The 16,466-nt window shown below is 66.5% G+C and carries 13 protein-coding genes; 6 read left to right on the top strand and 7 right to left on the bottom strand.

Going from position 1 to position 16,466, the window contains the following annotated elements; all coding sequences use genetic code 11:
* Positions 1 to 129: 129 nt before the first annotated feature.
* Positions 130 to 687: a hypothetical protein gene (locus ACT89O_RS23865; RefSeq protein ID WP_487261381.1), complete on the bottom strand. Its 558-nt coding sequence runs from the start codon at positions 685 to 687 to the stop codon at positions 130 to 132.
* Between the two features lie 786 nt (positions 688 to 1,473).
* On the opposite strand from ACT89O_RS23865, the gene ACT89O_RS23860 reads away from it, so the two are divergent.
* Positions 1,474 to 1,938, top strand: a complete 465-nt coding sequence (locus ACT89O_RS23860; protein WP_487261380.1) for a bifunctional diaminohydroxyphosphoribosylaminopyrimidine deaminase/5-amino-6-(5-phosphoribosylamino)uracil reductase RibD — start codon at positions 1,474 to 1,476, stop codon at positions 1,936 to 1,938.
* Positions 1,935 to 2,378 (top strand): hypothetical protein, encoded by a 444-nt coding sequence (locus ACT89O_RS23855; RefSeq protein WP_487261379.1) that lies wholly within the window; start codon positions 1,935 to 1,937, stop codon positions 2,376 to 2,378. Before ACT89O_RS23860 ends, ACT89O_RS23855 begins: the two co-directional genes overlap by 4 nt.
* A gap of 77 nt (positions 2,379 to 2,455) precedes the next feature.
* On the opposite strand, the gene ACT89O_RS23850 is transcribed toward ACT89O_RS23855, so the two are convergent.
* Together ACT89O_RS23850 and mltA are read right to left on the bottom strand one after the other, a co-directional pair.
* Positions 2,456 to 3,451, bottom strand: coding sequence for an IS1595 family transposase (locus tag ACT89O_RS23850; RefSeq protein WP_487261378.1), 996 nt, complete (start codon positions 3,449 to 3,451; stop codon positions 2,456 to 2,458).
* Positions 3,452 to 3,563: 112 nt separating this feature from the next.
* On the bottom strand, positions 3,564 to 4,787 hold the full coding sequence (gene mltA, locus ACT89O_RS23845; RefSeq protein ID WP_487262903.1) for a murein transglycosylase A: 1,224 nt from the start codon (positions 4,785 to 4,787) through the stop codon (positions 3,564 to 3,566).
* On the opposite strand from mltA, the gene ACT89O_RS23840 reads away from it, so the two are divergent.
* The 3 genes from ACT89O_RS23840 to ACT89O_RS23830 all read left to right on the top strand — a co-directional run bounded on the left by ACT89O_RS23840 (position 4,720) and on the right by ACT89O_RS23830 (position 5,747).
* Positions 4,720 to 4,896 (top strand): hypothetical protein, encoded by a 177-nt coding sequence (locus ACT89O_RS23840; RefSeq protein ID WP_487261377.1) that lies wholly within the window; start codon positions 4,720 to 4,722, stop codon positions 4,894 to 4,896. The genes mltA and ACT89O_RS23840 overlap by 68 nt on opposite strands.
* The gene (locus ACT89O_RS23835) at positions 4,893 to 5,021 is read left to right on the top strand and encodes a hypothetical protein (protein ID WP_255669686.1); all 129 of its coding nucleotides are present in this window, start codon (positions 4,893 to 4,895) and stop codon (positions 5,019 to 5,021) included. The genes ACT89O_RS23840 and ACT89O_RS23835 overlap by 4 nt, the downstream gene beginning before the upstream one ends.
* 78 nt (positions 5,022 to 5,099) lie before the next feature.
* Complete coding sequence (locus ACT89O_RS23830; protein ID WP_055394716.1) at positions 5,100 to 5,747, top strand: YiaD family glycine zipper/OmpA-like lipoprotein; 648 nt, start codon at positions 5,100 to 5,102, stop codon at positions 5,745 to 5,747.
* A gap of 41 nt (positions 5,748 to 5,788) precedes the next feature.
* Here ACT89O_RS23830 and ACT89O_RS23825 read toward each other — a convergent pair whose 3' ends face one another.
* The 4 genes from ACT89O_RS23825 to ACT89O_RS23810 form a co-directional block, all read right to left on the bottom strand.
* Positions 5,789 to 6,418, bottom strand: a complete 630-nt coding sequence (locus tag ACT89O_RS23825) for a response regulator transcription factor (protein WP_055394714.1) — start codon at positions 6,416 to 6,418, stop codon at positions 5,789 to 5,791.
* Positions 6,419 to 6,548: 130 nt separating this feature from the next.
* A complete protein-coding gene (locus tag ACT89O_RS23820) occupies positions 6,549 to 8,498 on the bottom strand; it encodes a two-component system sensor histidine kinase NtrB (protein ID WP_487261376.1) in 1,950 nt (649 codons plus the stop codon).
* A gap of 92 nt (positions 8,499 to 8,590) precedes the next feature.
* The gene (locus tag ACT89O_RS23815; RefSeq protein WP_487262902.1) at positions 8,591 to 9,406 is read right to left on the bottom strand and encodes a carbon-nitrogen hydrolase family protein; all 816 of its coding nucleotides are present in this window, start codon (positions 9,404 to 9,406) and stop codon (positions 8,591 to 8,593) included.
* Positions 9,406 to 13,566 carry a YhdP family protein gene (locus tag ACT89O_RS23810; protein ID WP_487261375.1) on the bottom strand — a complete coding sequence of 1,387 codons (4,161 nt, stop codon included), beginning with the start codon at positions 13,564 to 13,566 and terminating at the stop codon, positions 9,406 to 9,408. The genes ACT89O_RS23815 and ACT89O_RS23810 overlap by 1 nt, the downstream gene beginning before the upstream one ends.
* A 98-nt stretch (positions 13,567 to 13,664) precedes the next feature.
* Here ACT89O_RS23810 and glnE point away from each other — a divergent pair, with 98 nt between their 5' ends.
* The gene (gene glnE / locus ACT89O_RS23805; protein ID WP_487261374.1) at positions 13,665 to 16,412 is read left to right on the top strand and encodes a bifunctional [glutamate--ammonia ligase]-adenylyl-L-tyrosine phosphorylase/[glutamate--ammonia-ligase] adenylyltransferase; all 2,748 of its coding nucleotides are present in this window, start codon (positions 13,665 to 13,667) and stop codon (positions 16,410 to 16,412) included.
* The last annotated feature ends 54 nt before the right edge of the window (positions 16,413 to 16,466 follow it).

The following is a 16,466-nucleotide window of genomic DNA, read 5'->3' as shown; positions in this document are numbered from 1 at the left end:
ACCTCCCTTTGCAGCCAGTCCACATAAGCTTGCGCAGTCATCGCTGCACCTAAAAAAAAGGGAACGCACCACGGCGTTCCCTTCGAAGTGGAGCATCAATGGCTCCGAAACCCGCCCTCAGCAGTAGCTCTATTGGCGGGACGAGCCTGCCCAGCCCCCCGAGCGCAAACCAGCATCTGCATCCACGGCATTCGACTTCGCGTTCACATCCCTTTCCGTGACGTCGGTCACGGAGACTGACACCGGGCGCAGCGCATCGCCGCCAGAAACTTCACGCGAAGTGACGCAAAACCACACTCCCGCGGGAGCCACTATCACCGTGCCGGCATCGCTTTCGCGCCCAGCATTGCGGCCCAACCATCCTGCAACCTGCGCGTTGAAGGGTTTGCCGTCGACGTTAATAGACGTGGAATTCCAATCATCATTGCTCACCACGCCGCCATCACTGAATCGGATCACCAGCGTGGGGTTGGAATCGACGGCTTTTCCTTCTGCCAGGACGACAAACACTTTGCGGCCATCGGGCATCGTCTTGCCACCCTTGCCCACAATCGTGCACGCTGCTGTCGGCGTGTTCTGCGATTGCACTGCGTTCGTGCTGATATTGAGCAGTTCAGCATGCGCACCAGCAGCCATCACCAAACCCAAGCTCATCCCCAAAACGCTCTTCAAAATACTGTGTCGCATGCTGCGATCCTCTCTATGTGAATAAAAAATACGATCTGCGCCGGGGCACAGACCTTCCTCCCTGTCTTCGGCGCTGGAACAGAACAACTGCCCTCGCCATGGCGCCACCATGGCACCGCAATGAAGCCCATGCCGACGCAGGCCTGGCAGGTTCGGCGCCCCTGCACTCCGCTGTCAAAAGCGGCGGCTTTGTGCCATCCGTGCGCTTCGCGCGGTTCTTGGCCGGCTGAAGTGTTACGGCGGCGATAGGCCCTTGGTCGCCCAGTGAGCCACTACCTGCCGAAGACGAGCGCAGATTCTCAAGGGCCAATCTGGTAGTGGTGCCGTTGACTTTGTAGTCATCTGTAAATGCACTTGGCCGCAGGGATGGCCGTTCAGATGTGGGTTTGCAACGTTCGCGCGCGGGGCGATGTGGGTGGCGACGTCGCTTCGCTCCACTACTGCCTCTTACAACGCGTCACAAAAACCTGATCGTGGTACAGCCTGTGTGCGCCCTTGCTTTGGCGGTCATCCCACCGTGGCGTATAGCGATTGCTGTTGGGGAAAGGTCTTCGGATAAAGGGTCAGATGTCACATGCCAGCGTGGCCACGCCATCCACAACTGCACCGTCCCGGGAATTTCTAGAAAAACGCAGTGCGATTCGACATTCCCGGCCTCATCGCCATGCGCTGAAAGCGGGGGCACCCCTGAGCCCCCATGAACGCGCATTGCAGCATGCATGAATCACAATATGCGGCATCGCCCCGATGCCAAGGGTAGCGCCCCCTATCGAACACATGCTCACCATGTCCGCATCCGACGAAGATTTCATGCGCCTCGCCCTGGCAGAGGGGCGCAAGGCGCTGCCCGCGTGTCTACCCAATCCGCCTGTAGGCTGTGTGTTCGTGAGGGACGGTGCGGTGATTGCGAGCGGGTTTACCCAGCCACCCGGGCAGCACCACGCCGAGGCCATGGCACTGTCCCAGGTGCCTGGCAATCTGGCCAGCGTGACAGCCTATGTCACGCTGGAGCCGTGTTCGTTTCACGGCCGTACTCCTTCTTGCGCCAAGGCGCTGGTGTCTCGTGGTGTCAAGCGTGTCGTTGTGGCCATGCAGGACCCCGACACGCGCAATGCTGGCGCAGGAATTGAAATTCTGAAGGCGGCTGGTGTGGATGTGTCCATTGGGATTCTGGAGCACAGCGCGATGTCCGACATGGGGGCGTACCTTGCTGAGGGTGCGAACACCGCAGCCCGTGGAGACTTCGCATGAATCGCCTCATACGTTCCTTGTGCCTTTGCCTCGCCCTCGCAGCCCCATGGGCCCGTGCCGCTGTTGCCGACCCTTCCCTGCTCGGCTGCTGGCGCGCCGCCAAAATCGTGTTGACCACCCCCGATGGCGAAAAGGCCGAAGACACTTCCGGCCGCTGCACCCTGCAGTTCAAGGAAGATCAGTTCGAATCGACCTGCAAGACCGCCAGAGGGACAGCCACCACCACCTACCGCTACCAGGTAGTTCGCCCCCAGGTGTATGCGGCCACCATGGCGGGCAGCACTTTCAGGACGGAGATGGTGGGCTCGACGCGCGAGTACGAGTACCGCATCACGGGCGATCAGCTGCGCACCGTGACCGTGCCCCCGGCCATGGCGTTCGCGGCGGCGGCTGCGGCCCAGCGGGTAGAAACCGAAGCGGCGAGGGTGCCATGCCCGTGAACCCGGCGGCCAACCACTGGGCGCCCGAGTGCAGTTGCATTTGGTAAAGTTGCTATTAATTTAATAGCTGCTAGCGCTTATTCAATAAGCGCTAGCAGCCAAAATAAGGCTCTTCTAGCGACGTCTTGATTCCCCATGGCCGCACCCAGCACCAGGGCGGGTTGTGGACCCATCGGGCCTGATCGGTCTAACAACCTGAACCACCCCAGGTACGAATCGAGGTATTTCGTTGCCACTCCCTTGAAGCGCTGCATCCACCCGCGCAGCCTGCTGACATAGGCATTGACGTTCTGCACGTGCCAGGGCCCTCTCACTCGTCTACCTCGGCTTACGTTCACCGCCTGGTGCTGCACGCCCAGTGCCCGCGCTGCGCTGGCCAGAGTGACGCTGCCATCAGTGCACAGGATGGTGTCCAGCGGCAACAAGGGCTTGAGTGCGGCTTGCACACTCACAGCTTGGTTCGTCTCCAGGACGAGGTTGACCGTTGCTCCTGCACGGTCTCGCGCCATCAGTACGGGTGTGTACTCCGAACCCTTGCAGCCAGCCAGCGCCTTACCGCCCCGTCGGCGAGGGCGGCGCAGCAAGCCTCTTTGACCCTTGCAGGAGACCAGGAAGTAGGACTCATCGGTCTCGGCAATGCCCACAAGCTGGCGAGCCTGCTGGTTGCTTGGGCAGGCCAGGAAGCGGTGACGCCAGCAAAAAGCGGTGCTTTGTGCCACGCCCAGGCGCTGGGCCACCTGATTGAGCGAGAGGCCTTCGCCCAAAGCTTGTGTCTGACCCATCCACTTGTTCCGCAGATGCAAACGCGCCAGCGGTGTGCCAGTCAAGGCGTTGAAGGTGCGCGCGCAATGGCGGCACTTGAAGCGTTGAAGCCCATTGGCCGAGCCGTTCTTGACGAGCAGGGAACTGTTGCAATGCGGGCAAGCCCGGGAAACGCCGCTGTGCGCTTCTACAACGGCGATGGCTTGACTGTGATCGAGCAGCACCTGCAGGGAGCTTGCCAGTTGCTGGCGCTGGTGGTGCGTCAGCTGGGGCAAGCTGTGGATCAAGCGCGTCATTTGCTGCTGTCGCATGGCCTTCTCCTGGGGCAGACGCAAAGGCGTCGTACCTTAAAGATCAGGGCCATGGGGCGCGATTAAAGGGTCATCACTAGCATTCGCTAGAAGAGCCCAAAATAATTCAAAATCATCGGGGCCATAACGCCCAAAGCCGCAGGTTCTGCTTCAGGCGCCCGGCGATGTCGCCCGCTTCCGGGCCCCAGCCCGTGAAGAAGTCTGCACGCACCGCCCCCAGGATGGCGCTGCCCGTGTCCTGCGCCAGCACCATGCGGTTGAGCTGTACCTGCGGGCCGCTGGAGGCCAGCCAGACGGGTGTGCCGTACGGGATGCTCTGGCGGTCCACGGCGATGGAGCGGCCGGGGGTGAGCGGTACACCCTGGGCGCCGCGCGGGCCGAAGCCTGCGTCCAGCGGGTTCAGAGGCTCCTCGCGAAAGAACACGTAGCGCGGGTTGGTCCACATCAGCTCATTGGTGCGCTGGGGGTTGGCGGCCAGCCAGGCGCGGATGCCGGGCCAGGTGGCGTCGCGGGTGTAGCCCTGGTCGAGCAGCCAGCGGCCGATGCTCTGGTAGGGCTGGTCGTTGGTGCCCGCGTAAGCCACGCGCACCAGCGACACCGTGCCGTCTGCCTCGGCGATGCGCAGGCGGCCCGAGCCCTGGATGTGCAGCACCATCGATTCCACCGGGTCGCGCAGCCAGGCGATGGCGCGGCCCGCGAGCGCGGCCTGCGCTTCCGGCAGGGTCTCGATCTGCTGGCGCGTGTACCAGGGCTTGCGGGCCCCAAGGCTGGTTGGTACGCGGTAGATGGGCACGGTAAACCCATTGCCTGGCTGGCGGGTGGCCTCCATCATCGGCTCGTAGTACGCGGTGAGCAGGCCTTCGGGGTTGCCGTCGGTTGCTTCAACGCGGTAGGGCTGCATGCGGGCGATGAGCCACGCGCGTTGCTCGTCGGCGGTGGCAATGCTGAGCTGGCGCACTTCGCTGCACAGCGCGGTGAAGGGGGGCTGGGGGCGTTCGCAGCTCTTGATCCAGGCGTTCCAGGCCTCGTGCAACGCATCGTCGGCAAAGCCCGGCAGCTCGGCCCAGCGCACGGGAATCCAGCGGCTTTTGGGCTGTGACATCGGTGGCGGCAGCGGGCCGGTGTCGCCGGGCAGCACCACGGTGCTGGGCGGTGGTGGCGCGGGGATGGCCCCTGGGCGGGAGGGGCTTGGGGCAGGGGGCGTGGAGCAGGCGGCCAGCGTTCCTACAATCAGCGCCGTCAAAGCAACGCGCAGGAGTGTCAATTTCATGGGGCTGATTTTGCTTGAAGCGCTGCTGGCGCTGGTGTTGCTGGTGGCCATCGTCTGGTGGACGATGTTCTCGGGCCGCAAGGGTGGCGAGCTGCAGCCGCCGCCGCAGGAGCCTTTGCCTCTACCGCCAGCGGCATCCCCCGAGGCAGCTCCCCCACCACCTCCGGCGCAATGACCTTGCCTGCGCGCGTGCAGCGTGCCCAGGCGGCTTCGTCCTACAGCCAGGGTGCCGCTGTGCCGATGGTGCCCCGGCCCGGCTGCAGCCACGATGGCGATGAGCTGGGCGCACCCGAGGCCTAGGCCCACCACAGGCCATGCGGCACGCGATCGGAAGTCCCGAAGCGCCCAGCTCCGTTGAATCTTTCAAGGAGCACCACCATGCGCAAACACATTCTTCTCGGCGCCACCGCCGTCATCGTTCTGGCCACTGGCTGTGCCAGCATGGACGACACCCAGCGCCGTACCGCCACCGGGGCCGGCGTGGGCGCGCTGGCAGGCGCCGTCATCGGTTCGGCCACCGGCGGCAGCGCTGGCACCGGGGCAGTGGTAGGTGCCGGTGTGGGGGCCCTGGGCACCTACATCTGGTCGCAGAACATGGAGCGCCAGAAGCGCGAGATGGAGCAGGCCACGCGAGGCACCGGCATCGGCGTGACGCAGACCGCCGACAACCAGCTCATGCTCAACATCCCCAGCGACATTTCGTTTGCCGTGGGCCGTTCGGACATCCAGCCCAATTTCGCGCCCGTGCTCGACCAGTTCGCTGCCGGGCTGCGCAACAACCCCAACACTGATGTCCGCATCGTCGGCCACACCGACAACACCGGCAGCGACGCCATCAACAACCCGCTCTCGATGGACCGGGCTGCCAGCACGCGCAGCTATCTCACGGGGCGGGGCGTGGACGGGCGCCGCATCGCCATCGATGGAATGGGGGAGCGGTATCCCATCGCCACGAACGAGTCGGCCGACGGCCGGGCGCGCAATCGGCGCGTGGAGATCTTTGTGGGCGAGCGCCCACGCGGGTAAGCAACCACGCCCGAGAGGGCGTGGGGTGGGCGCGCAGAGCCCTACTTCTCTGTGCGCAGCAGGTTGGCCAGCTCCACGGCCGACTTGACCTGCATCTTGTCGAACACGCGTGAGCGGTGCACCTCCACCGTGCGTACGCTGATATCGAGTTGGTCAGCAATCAGCTTGTTGGGCAGGCCCGCTACCACAAGGTCCATCACATCGCGCTCGCGGTCCGTCAGATCGCGCAGGCGCACCTGCAGGTCGCTGCGCTCACGCAGTTGCGCCAGGCGCTCGGCCGATTTGGCCAGCGCCTGCTCAACACGGTCTACCAGCGCGTTGTCGGAAAACGGCTTTTCGCAGAAATCAAACGCGCCCCGCTTGACGGTGTCCACGGCAGTGGGCACGTCCGCGTGGCCGGTCAGGAAGATCACCGGCATGGTGGCCAGGTCACCGCGCACCGCCAGCAGGTCGAACAGCGCCAGGCCGCTCATGCCGGGCATGCGCACGTCCAGCAGCAGGCAGCAGGGCTGGCGCTGCGCGGGCCGGCTTGAGAGCATGGCGTCAAAGGCCTCGGCACTCTCAAAGGACTCGCTGAATAGCCTGCGCGAACGCAACAGCCACGCCAGCGCTTCGCGCACGCTGGCGTCGTCGTCCACGATGTACACGGTGGCGTTGGTGGTGGGCTCCATGGTTCAACTCGGTTATCTGGTGGATTGTCGGTTACGCGCAGTCGCGGCAACTGGCACGGCCTGGGCGGGGGCCGCCGAGCAAGGGCCGCCCCGCCGCGCTGGCGGCGTTCCCCTTCCTGCGCGTAGCCGTTCAGGGGCTTGTTGCTGGTAGCGTGAAGGTAAACACCGTACCACGCGGTTCATGGGGCACAAATCCGAGAAAACCGCCATGCTGCTCGATCACCGTGCGGCACATGCTCAGCCCCAGACCCATGCCCTCGGGGCGGGTGGTGAAAAACGGGGTGAAAAGCCTTTCGGCTACGTCCTGGGGAATGCCCGATCCCAGGTCGGTCACCGCAAACTCGATCCAGCCGCTGTGCTGGTTTGACGCCGCACGCCGCACCCGAATGTCCAGAATGCGCGCGGGTAGGGCGGGGTCGTCCATGGCCTGCATGGCATTGCGCGCCAGGTTGAGCAGCACCTGCTCGACCATGGTGCGGTCGCACAACACGGGGGGCAGGTGGGGCTCCAGCGAGGTGTTCACGCGCACCCCCAGCTTGCGTGCCTGCAGGCTCACCAGTGGCAGGATGGCATCAAGCAACTGCTGCGCGTACACCGCTTCGCGCGCCTGGTCGCGGCGGCGCACAAAGTCGTGGACGCTCTTGATCACCTTGCCTGCGCGCTCGGCTTGCCGCGCAATATGTTGCATGGCCATGCGCACATCCTGCAGCTGCTCGGCATGGGCAGCGGCGCCTGCGCCCTGCTCTGCCGGTGTGGGCGCCTCCAGCAGGTTGATGGAGCCGGTGGCATAGCTGGAAATGGCGGCCAGGGGCTGATTGAGTTCGTGGCTCAGCAGCGAGGCCATTTCGCCCACGGTGGCCAGGCGGGCGGTGGCCTGCAGCCGCTCTTGTGACGCCCGCGACAGCTCTTCCACCCGCCGCTGCTCGCTGATGTCGAGGAACGCGCTCATCCAGCCCGTGTGCAGACCCTGGGCGTTGATGAGCGGGGCCTCGATGATCAGCACAGGGAAGCGGGTGCCGTCCTTGCGCATGAATTCGGACTCGAAACCCTCGCGCGGCGGCATAGTGCCCGCAAAGCGGATGGCCTGGCGCTGGCGATACTCCTCCACCCGCTCGGGGGGCCAGTAGGGCGCGGTCACGCTTTGGCCCAGCAGCTCCGGGGCGCTGAACCCCACCATGGCGCAGAAGGCCGGGTTGACATAGGTGATGCGGCCTTCCAGATCGCGGGCGCGCAGGCCTGTGACCAGCGAGTCCTCCATGGCCTTGCGAAACGCCAGCGCGTCGGCCAGGTCGCGCTCGGCGCGCAGGCGCCTGCGGTTGTCGCGCACCAGCACCACCATCACGGTGACCAGCGCAATCGACATGGCGGTGACCAGCGCGGTCAGCACATTGGGGAACAGGCTGGGCGCGCTGTGCCAGGTGTCCATGCGCAGCACCAGGGTGCTGCCAGGTAGATCCAGCAGGTGCGTGGCCGTGAACATGCGCGAGCCGCGGCGCGCGGCGCCCAGCACGGCCAGCCGGGTGCCGTCGGCCTCGGTGAACGAGGCCTCCTGGCTGCGGGTGAGGTTGTGCGCCACTAGGTTGATCAGCACGTCCTGCAGCGAATACGTGACCACCAGGAAACCCGTGCTGCGCCCGCCCGAGGTGAGCGGCAGGCACAGCTCCATCATCTCCGAGCCCAGCCCGTCGCCGTGGGGCTGAAAGTAGCTGCTTGAATAGGCTGGGCTGCTCAGGCGGCGTGCGTTGGCACAGGCAATGGCGGCGTCGGACTGGTTACCCTCGCGCAGCCGGGCGTCCCAGGCCACGGGGCGGTAGGGCGACTGGGCATGGGTGCGTACCCGCAGGTCGGCATCGCGCCACTCGATGCGCACCAGCTCCCGCCGGTTGCGCAGCAGCTCGGCTGCATCGACCTCCCAGGCCAGCTGGCCCGGGTCGCCCGCGTGCAGGGCCTGCAGGCTTTGCAGGTTGCGCGTAAGCGCCACGCGGATGTCGGACACCGCGTCGGCCGTGTCACGCTCCAGGCGCGACTGCACCTGACTGGCCTCGTAGCGCCCCGCAAGCCACACCATGGTGGCGAGCATGGAGATAACCAGGGCTACCAGCAGGGTCCACAGCGACCAGCGCCGCCATGCGCCGCGCCAGCGTCTGAAGAGTGTGCGCTGCTGCGGGATCTTCACAGGACGCGGTGCGACAAGGCGGGCAACTGAAGGCGAACGTCGCGCAGACGCTGCGGGTCAACCACACCCGACACCACGCCCGCCAGCTGCTCCTGCTGGGCGAGCACGGTGCCCCACGGGTCCACCAGCATGCTGTGGCCCCAGGTGTGCCGCCCATTTTCGTGCACACCGCCCTGTGCCGGCGCCAGCACATACGCCAGGTTTTCCACGGCGCGGGCGCGCAGCAGCAGCTCCCAGTGCGCCTGACCGGTGGTGTGGGTGAACGCGCTGGGCACGAGCAGCAGGTCTGCACCCGCGCTGGCGTGGGCGCGGTACAGCTCGGGAAAGCGCAGGTCGTAGCACACCGAGAGGCCCACGCGCCAGCAGTGGCCGTCGCGCGATGGCAACTCGAACTGCACGGGGGTGTTGCCCGCTTCGATGACCCGGCCTTCGTGGAACTGCTCGCGCCCGTTGTCAAAGTAGAAAAGGTGAATCTTGTCGTAGCGTGCCACGCAGTCGCCAGCGGGGTTGAACACCAGGGTGGTGTTGCGCACGCGGTCGGGTGTGGTGGCCACCAGCGGCAAGGTGCCCCCCACAATCCACATCTGCAGCTCGCGTGCCGCGCTGGCCAGAAAGTGCTGGATACGGCCCTCGCCCGGTGCTTCGCGCAGGGCGAGCTTGTCGGTGTCCTTGTGGCCCATCACGCAGAAGTATTCGGGCAGCACGGCCAGCTCGGCACCTGCGCTGGCGGCCTGCTCCAGCAGGGCGCGTGCAGCGCGCAGATTGTCGTCGAGCCGGGTGCAGGACACCATCTGGATCGCAGCAACTTTCATCATAACGGTTCTCCGGTGCGGGGTGCGCTGGGGCGTGTGGGCGTGCCGGTTGCAGGGCCTGCCTCGCGGTTGCGGCGGGCCACGCGCACCACGCGGGGGTCCGTCCAGGTGCCATCGATGCGGAACTCCTGCGTGGCCGCCTCGATCAGCGGGCCGCGCAGAAATACCTGGGCCAGGAAGCTGCCCAGCCCAATGACCGGGTTGATGGCTGTGGCCACCAGGGACGCGGTCATGGCGTTGATCTCGGGCACCACCACCACGCGCAGGTCCTGGGTTTCCTGGTCGATGTTGGCGCTGCCCTCCATCAGCACGGCGGCGTTGACGCCCTTCATCTGCAGATTGTTCGTGGTGGCCACGCCCTGCTCGATGCGCACATCGCCCCGGACAAAGTCGAACGCAAAACCCTCGCTGAACACGTCGCGGAAGTCGAGCGTCAGGCGGCGTGGCAGCGATTGCAGGCTCAGCACGCCCAGCAGCTTGGCCAGGCCCGGGTCGGCCTTGAGGAACTGGCCGGACTCCACGTTCAGGTTGATCTGCCCGGTCATGCTGCGGTAGTCAGGGCTGAACGGCGCGCCGATCCAGGCCACCTGCCCTTCCATGCGGCCCTTGCCACGCCGGACCACATTGGCCATGCCCATGCGGCCCAGCAGGTCGCCCGAGTCGCGGATGTCCAGCTTGAAGTTGAGCACCGTGCGCCGCTCCGGCGTGCGGGGCCCCACACCTGCGGCGTTCAGCACCGCCCAGTTGCCGTTGGCTGTGAAGTTCGCCTCGGGCGCGAGGATATTGAATTTGGAGAGGCGCCATTCGCGCTGCGTGCCATCTCCGCCCCGGTTCTGCGCTTCTATCTCCACACGCCCGAGGCGTTTGCCGCGCAGTTCAAAGTCATCCACCACGATGTCCAGCGCGGGCAGGGCGCCGGGCTGCTCGTCCAGCAGGGCCTCGACCTGGGTGACGTCGCTCTGGGGCATGTTCACGCGCGAGAGCCGCGCAAACAAGCGCCCATTGGGGTGTTCGGCGCCGCCTGGCTGGCGGTATTCCAGATAGCCGTTGAGTTCCGTGGCGTCGAGGTTGGCACGCCAGGTGGTGCCGTCCCGCAGCGCGCCGGCCACGATGTTGTGCAGGGTGCGACCCTGCAACGTGAGTTCGCGGGCGCGCAAGGCCAGTGTGGTGGGCAGGTAGTCCTGCGCCGTGCTGGGCGTCCCCGTTGAGCCTTGCGATCCGGGTGCGGTTGCGGGGCGTGCAGCGGGTTCGCTGCCGGTTGCCTGGGTCAGCACGTCTTCCCAGGCATCCACATCGAGCTTGCCCTGGCTGATGTTGGCCGCCACACCCTGCGCGGGCACCGGGGCGGATTCCCCGCCCGACAGGCCGATGCCGATGGCACCGCGCAGCACCCGGGCCTGGGGCCCGCCCAGATCCCGAATGTAAGTGGCCGAGCCCAGTGCGCCCAGGTCCAGCGTGATCTGATCGCGCAAAGGCGGGGCTTCGGTGCCATTTCCAGCCTGCGTAAGGCCCACCAGCGATTCGCGGGCCACCTGGGTTTCAAACCGCAGTGGCAGGCTGCCTTCGGCCGTCTTGCCCAGCGGGGCGGGCAGCGCCAGCGCCAGCCCCTGCAGGCTGGTGGTGACCTGCACCTCCGGCACGCCACGGCGAAACGCGAGCGCCATGGAATACGCGGTGCTGCCCGTGGCGCGGCGCGCCAGCTGCGAGAGCATGCCCAGCTGTGGTGCCTGCTGCAGCCCTTCGGCCGTGGCGGTGCCCTGTGCGCGAAGCTGCACAGCCGATTCGGTGGCCGGGGCATTGGAGGGCAGAGCGCGCATGCCGCCCTCCAGCCGGACAGCGCCGCCCAGTGCCTGGGCCTGCACGGTATTGAGCGAAAAACCGCCTTCGGTGAACTGCACCACGCCCCGCACCCGGCTCAGCGTCGGGGTGTCGGGGGTAATGCGCAGTTCGTTGCCCGCCAGCGTGACGCTGCCCTGGACCTTGGATTTTTCGATGTCGCTGATCGGCAAAGTCAGGCGCAACTTGAAATCTGCGTTGCCGGTGCCGCTGGCCTGCTCCAGTGCATTGCCGGTCATCCGGCCCAAAGGCGACGTGTTCATGAGCGTGAGCAGCTCGGTCAGCGGCCCCCGGGCATCGGCACTGACACCCACCACGGTATGGGAGAGGTCTGGAATCTTGGCATCCACCTTCGACAGGCGCAGGCCCGGGCGTCCCGCAAAACTGCCACTGGCGCCGCGCACCTGCATGGAGGAGCGTTCAAAGATCAGCTCTCCCGCCAGCTCCGTCAATGCAGGCCACGGCAACGTATTGGCCGGTTGCAGCTGCGTGGGGACGTAGGCGTAGGTGACATCCTTCACGCGGGCTGCGATGCGAAATTCGCCTTGTTTGGGGTCGTCGAAAGGCAGGTGGTGCAGATCCCCCTTGACGCGGAACTGCACGTTGCTCGCGCTGCCCGCCACCACGGCGTCGCGCACATAGTGGCGCGACTCCTGGGGGATGGACAGCGGCAGGTAGCGGTGCACACGGGTCCCGTCCGCCCGGTTCAGGGTGCCTGTGAGGTCCAGCACCCCCGGAAAGCGAGAGCGGTGTGCCACCTTGCCCGCATCGCTGGTATGCCAAGTGGCCCGGGCCTCGCCCTGGGCGTCGGCATTGGCAAACTGCACGTCGGTGGCCTGCACGGCGATGCGGTCGCCATCGAGTTGCCAGCGCACATCGGCGCTGAGCCGGTCCAGCGGCAGCACCGGGTCTTCGAACACGCCGGGCAGCACCAGCGCGCCGGAGGCAATGGTCAGCGCTGCCTTGCCGCCCGCCTGGGTCATGTCGATGTCCACCGTGGCACCCCGCAGGCCCAGTTGGGTGGAAGCGCTGGCGGGGGTGTCGCCTGCCAGCGCCAATCCGCGAATGCGCCCGCGTACTTGATACTGCTGCAGGTTTTCGAGAGGGCCTTTCCAGGTGGCCTGGATCTCGTCCACGAGCCCGTGGGGTGAATAGGTGCGCACGGCCTCATGTGCCGTGGCGCCCAGGGGCAGGCGGCTGGCGACCTGCGCCAGGGCAGCCAGGTCCAGGCGGTCGGCGCGGAACTCGCCTTGCGCGGGTGCCTTGCCGGCCGCTGCCGTGTGCACAAGCCGGACGTTGCCTCCGGGCCAGGTGAGACCATCGTCCGTCTTGAATTGCAGCGCCTGGGTCGAGAATTCGAACCCCCCGTTCAGTCGGCGTCCACCCAGCCGCCCCTGAATGGACGGCAGCACCAGCGCCTGTAAGCCTGCACCCAGTGTGGCATTGACATCGGCCAGCGCCAGGTCGGCTGTGCCGCCCACAATCTGCCCGCGCTGCACATCGGCCCAGGCTCGCAGCGCGCCCCGGCCCTGTGCGATCTCCACGCCCACATCGGCATGGTGGCGCAGCCGCGAGACGTCCACCCGGGAAAAGTCGGCGAAGACCTGCCCATTCCAGTGTTTCCAGTTGCCGTCGCGCGCGCGCAGCAAGGGGGCGCGGAACAGCCCCGTCACCGTGAAGCGGTCTCCCCAGGCTTCGGGCGGCGTGGCATCCAGCCGCATGTGATGGTGCCAGTTGCCGTTGCGCAAGAGCAGGTCCACCTTCTCCAGCGCAAGCTCCGGGGCGCCGCGCTGCTCATCCGTCCAGCGCACCGTGCCACCCCGGATGAACACCTCGCCCTGTGAAAACAGCCAGTCGGCGGCGGCGTTGTCCTCGCCCTGCTGCTGGGAGAAATCCAGACCCGCCACCTGGATGCGGCCGTCCGCAGTGCGGCGCACATCCAGCTCGGGCTCTTCGATGTACAGCTGCTCGAACCCGCCCTTGAGCAGGGAGCGCGGCGACAGCGCCACCACCACCCGTGGAAGGCGCAGGGCAGAGCGGCCGGCAGCGTCCAGCAGGGTGACATCCGAGAGTTCAATGGAAGGGATCAGGCCTTCGGTGTGCGCCGCGATGGCACCGATCTGGACAGGAACCCCCAGCGCCCGTGCGGCATGCGCCTCCAGCTGTGGGCGGAAATCACCGATTCGCGGCACAATCCAGCCATGAAGGGCCCCCCACGCGATGGTCAGCAGCAGCCAGAAGGCCAGCAGCAAGCCCAGTGACCACCGCGCGAGACCTGCCACAATTTTCAGCAGGCGGGTGGGGTGCGTGGTGGGATCGATCATGGTGGGATTGAATGTGGCAGGAATTATGACCCGCAGGCTTAGCGCGGGTTCACTACAAACCAGTGTTCTTATGTACGCAGCGTTGCGCTGCGGCTGCCATGTCGATCCAGTATCCTGAATCCCCCTGCAATCCCTCCGCGACCTTTGTTCACGGGGCCGCGCACTCGCGTTTCTATCAGCGCCTGCATCGCCGCTACGAGGCTGACCTGCTGCTCCTGCCGCCCGGTGTTCCCCGGTGGCCCAGCATGGAGCAGGCCTACGACGCGCTGCGCGCACGCGGTTGTGACACGGGCACCGCGCTCCGGATGCTGCGCCAGCTGGTCATGGAGCGGCTGATCCAGATGGACTGCGAGGCGCAGGCGCCGCTGGCGGACATTACCAGCGCGGTCACCGAGCTGGCCGAGCTGGCGCTGGACAGGGCCTGCCAACACGCCCGCCAGGAGCTGGACGAGCGCCACGGCGCGCCGCGCGGGCCGGACGGCCAGCCCGTGCAGCTGTGGATCATCGGTATGGGCAAGCTCGGTGCCCGCGAACTGAACGTCTCCAGCGACATCGACCTGATCTACGTGTACGAGCACGATGGCGAAACGGCGGGCACGGCTGATGGCCGGGGGCGCATCTCGAACCACGAATACTTTGCACGTGCGGTCAAGGCCATCTACAGCCTGGTGGGCGACACCACCGAACACGGATTTGTGTTCCGCGTGGACCTGGCGCTGCGGCCCAATGGCAACTCTGGCCCGCCTTCGGTCTCGTTGTCGGCGCTGGAGGAATACCTGCAGCTGCATGGGCGCGAGTGGGAGCGTTTTGCCTGGCTCAAGAGCCGGGTGGTGGCACCGCGTGATTGCATTGCCAGTCCTGAGGTTCAGGCGCTGCGCGGTGTGGTGCTGCCCTTTGTGTTCCGCCGCTACCTGGACTACAGCGTGTTCGATGCGCTGCGGGTGCTGCACCGCCAGATCCGGGACCATGCCGCCAAGCGCAGCGCGGGCCACCCGGAGCGCGCCAACGACGTCAAGCTCTCGCGCGGCGGCATTCGTGAGATCGAGTTCACGGTTCAGCTGCTGCAGGTGGTGCGGGGCGGCCAGTTCCCCGAGTTGCGCCGCCGCCCCACGCTTGATGCGCTCACACGCCTGTCCCAGGCGGGTCTGATGCCGCAGGAAACGGCTGATGCGCTCGCGCGGGCCTACGTCTTCTTGCGCCGTGTGGAGCACCGCATCCAGTACCTGGATGACCAGCAGACCCATGTGCTGCCCACGCGCGATGACGATCTTGCGTGGATCGCGCACACCCTGGGGTATCCCGATTGCTGCGCCTTCCTGCACGAGCTGGACGCACACCGTGAACTGGTGGCCCAGGAATTCGACACCCTGCTGGGCGGGGCGGGCAAGAAGCAGTGCAATGGCGGAGGCTGTGGCGGCCCCCGCGCTGCGGCAGCAGCCCCCCCCGAATTCGACACGCTGCTGGAGCAGTTGCCGCCCGGATTTCGCGAGCGCGTTGCCGAATGGCGCAACCACCCGCGCGTGGCGGGGCTGCGCGACGAAGCCCGTGCCCGCCTGTTCCGGCTGGTGCAACGCACCGCACAGTGGCTCAAGGAAGGCCGCGTCACCGAAGAGGCCGCCCTGCGCCTTGCCAACTGGCTGGAGCCGCTGCTGCGCCGCGAGAGCTATCTGGCGCTGCTGCTGGAGCGCCCCTCTGTGCACGAGCAATTGCTGCACTTGCTGGGCGCGGCCAAGTGGCCCGCCCGCTACCTGCTGCAGCACCCCGGTGTCATCGATGAACTGGTGGGGGATTCGCTGCTCGCCGAACGTTTTGTGGTGGCCGACTTCGAGCGCGAACTGGCCGTGCGGCTCGCGTCGCTGCAGTCCACGGGCGAGGACGATGACGAAACCTTGCTCAACCTGCTGCGCCGTGCCCAGCACGCGGAAACCTTCCGCACCCTCGCGCGCGACGTGGAGCGGCGCATCACCGTCGAGCAGGTGGCGGATGACCTGTCCGCCCTGGCCGACAGCGTGCTGCGCATCACGGCCCAGTGGTGCTGGAGCCGGCTCAAGACGCGCCACCGCGAGAGCCCGCAATTCGCCATCATTGGCTACGGCAAGCTGGGCGGCAAGGAACTGGGCTACGGCAGCGATCTGGACATCGTCTTTGTGTTCGATGACGACGACGAACGCGCCCCCGAGGTCTACGCGGCCTTTGTGCGCAAGCTCATCAACTGGCTCACCGTGAAGACGGGTGAAGGCGATCTGTACGAGATCGACACTGCGTTGCGGCCCAATGGCAGCTCAGGTCTGCTGGTCACGAGCTTCGAGGCCTACGCCAACTACCAGCAGCGCCGGGGCAGCAACACCGCGTGGACCTGGGAGCACCAGGCCATGACACGCGCGCGGTTTGTGATGGGCAGCGAGGCCTTGCAGGCGCGCTTCGATGCCGTGCGCGAGGCTGTCATCACCTCCGAACGCGACGCTGCCGCCCTGCGTGAGGAGATCGTGGCCATGCGCGAGCGTGTGCGCGCAGCGCACCCCACGCGCGACGGGCAGTTCGATGTGAAACACAGTCCGGGCGGCATGGTGGATGCGGAGTTTGCCGTTCAATACCTGGTGCTCTCGCAGTCTGCAAACCACCCGGAGCTGGTGGGCAATGTGGGCAACATCGCGCTGCTGCAGCGCGCCGAGCAGGTGGGGCTGTTGCCCCCTGGCGTGGGTGTGGCGGCTGCGGATGCGTACCGCGAACTGCGGCGCGTGCAACACGTGGCGCGCCTGGACGAGGCGCCCACCCAGGTTGCCCCCCCCGCACTGCAGGCCGAGCGCGATGCGGTGCTGGCCCTGTGGAGGTCCGTGTTCGGTTGAGTCGCACCAAGGTGTGACGTTTTGTTGCATTTTTGCGGGCTGAATTTTCCGCGT

The organism is Acidovorax sp. NN32 (assembly GCF_057597245.1).
This window is presented reverse-complemented; position numbering and strand designations above follow the sequence as displayed.

What these genes read in the sequence shown, in the direction of transcription:
- ACT89O_RS23865 (WP_487261381.1), bottom strand. Translation starts at nt 687, where the DNA reads ATGCGACACAGTATTTTGAAGAGCGTTTTGGGGATGAGCTTGGGTTTG.
- ACT89O_RS23860 (WP_487261380.1), top strand. Translation starts at nt 1,474, where the DNA reads ATGTCCGCATCCGACGAAGATTTCATGCGCCTCGCCCTGGCAGAGGGG.
- ACT89O_RS23855 (WP_487261379.1), top strand. Translation starts at nt 1,935, where the DNA reads ATGAATCGCCTCATACGTTCCTTGTGCCTTTGCCTCGCCCTCGCAGCC.
- ACT89O_RS23850 (WP_487261378.1), bottom strand. Translation starts at nt 3,451, where the DNA reads ATGCGACAGCAGCAAATGACGCGCTTGATCCACAGCTTGCCCCAGCTG.
- ACT89O_RS23840 (WP_487261377.1), top strand. Translation starts at nt 4,720, where the DNA reads ATGGGGCTGATTTTGCTTGAAGCGCTGCTGGCGCTGGTGTTGCTGGTG.
- ACT89O_RS23835 (WP_255669686.1), top strand. Translation starts at nt 4,893, where the DNA reads ATGACCTTGCCTGCGCGCGTGCAGCGTGCCCAGGCGGCTTCGTCCTAC.
- ACT89O_RS23830 (WP_055394716.1), top strand. Translation starts at nt 5,100, where the DNA reads ATGCGCAAACACATTCTTCTCGGCGCCACCGCCGTCATCGTTCTGGCC.
- ACT89O_RS23825 (WP_055394714.1), bottom strand. Translation starts at nt 6,418, where the DNA reads ATGGAGCCCACCACCAACGCCACCGTGTACATCGTGGACGACGACGCC.
- ACT89O_RS23820 (WP_487261376.1), bottom strand. Translation starts at nt 8,498, where the DNA reads ATGCTCGCCACCATGGTGTGGCTTGCGGGGCGCTACGAGGCCAGTCAG.
- ACT89O_RS23815 (WP_487262902.1), bottom strand. Translation starts at nt 9,406, where the DNA reads ATGAAAGTTGCTGCGATCCAGATGGTGTCCTGCACCCGGCTCGACGAC.
- ACT89O_RS23810 (WP_487261375.1), bottom strand. Translation starts at nt 13,566, where the DNA reads ATGATCGATCCCACCACGCACCCCACCCGCCTGCTGAAAATTGTGGCA.
- glnE (WP_487261374.1), top strand. Translation starts at nt 13,665, where the DNA reads ATGTCGATCCAGTATCCTGAATCCCCCTGCAATCCCTCCGCGACCTTT.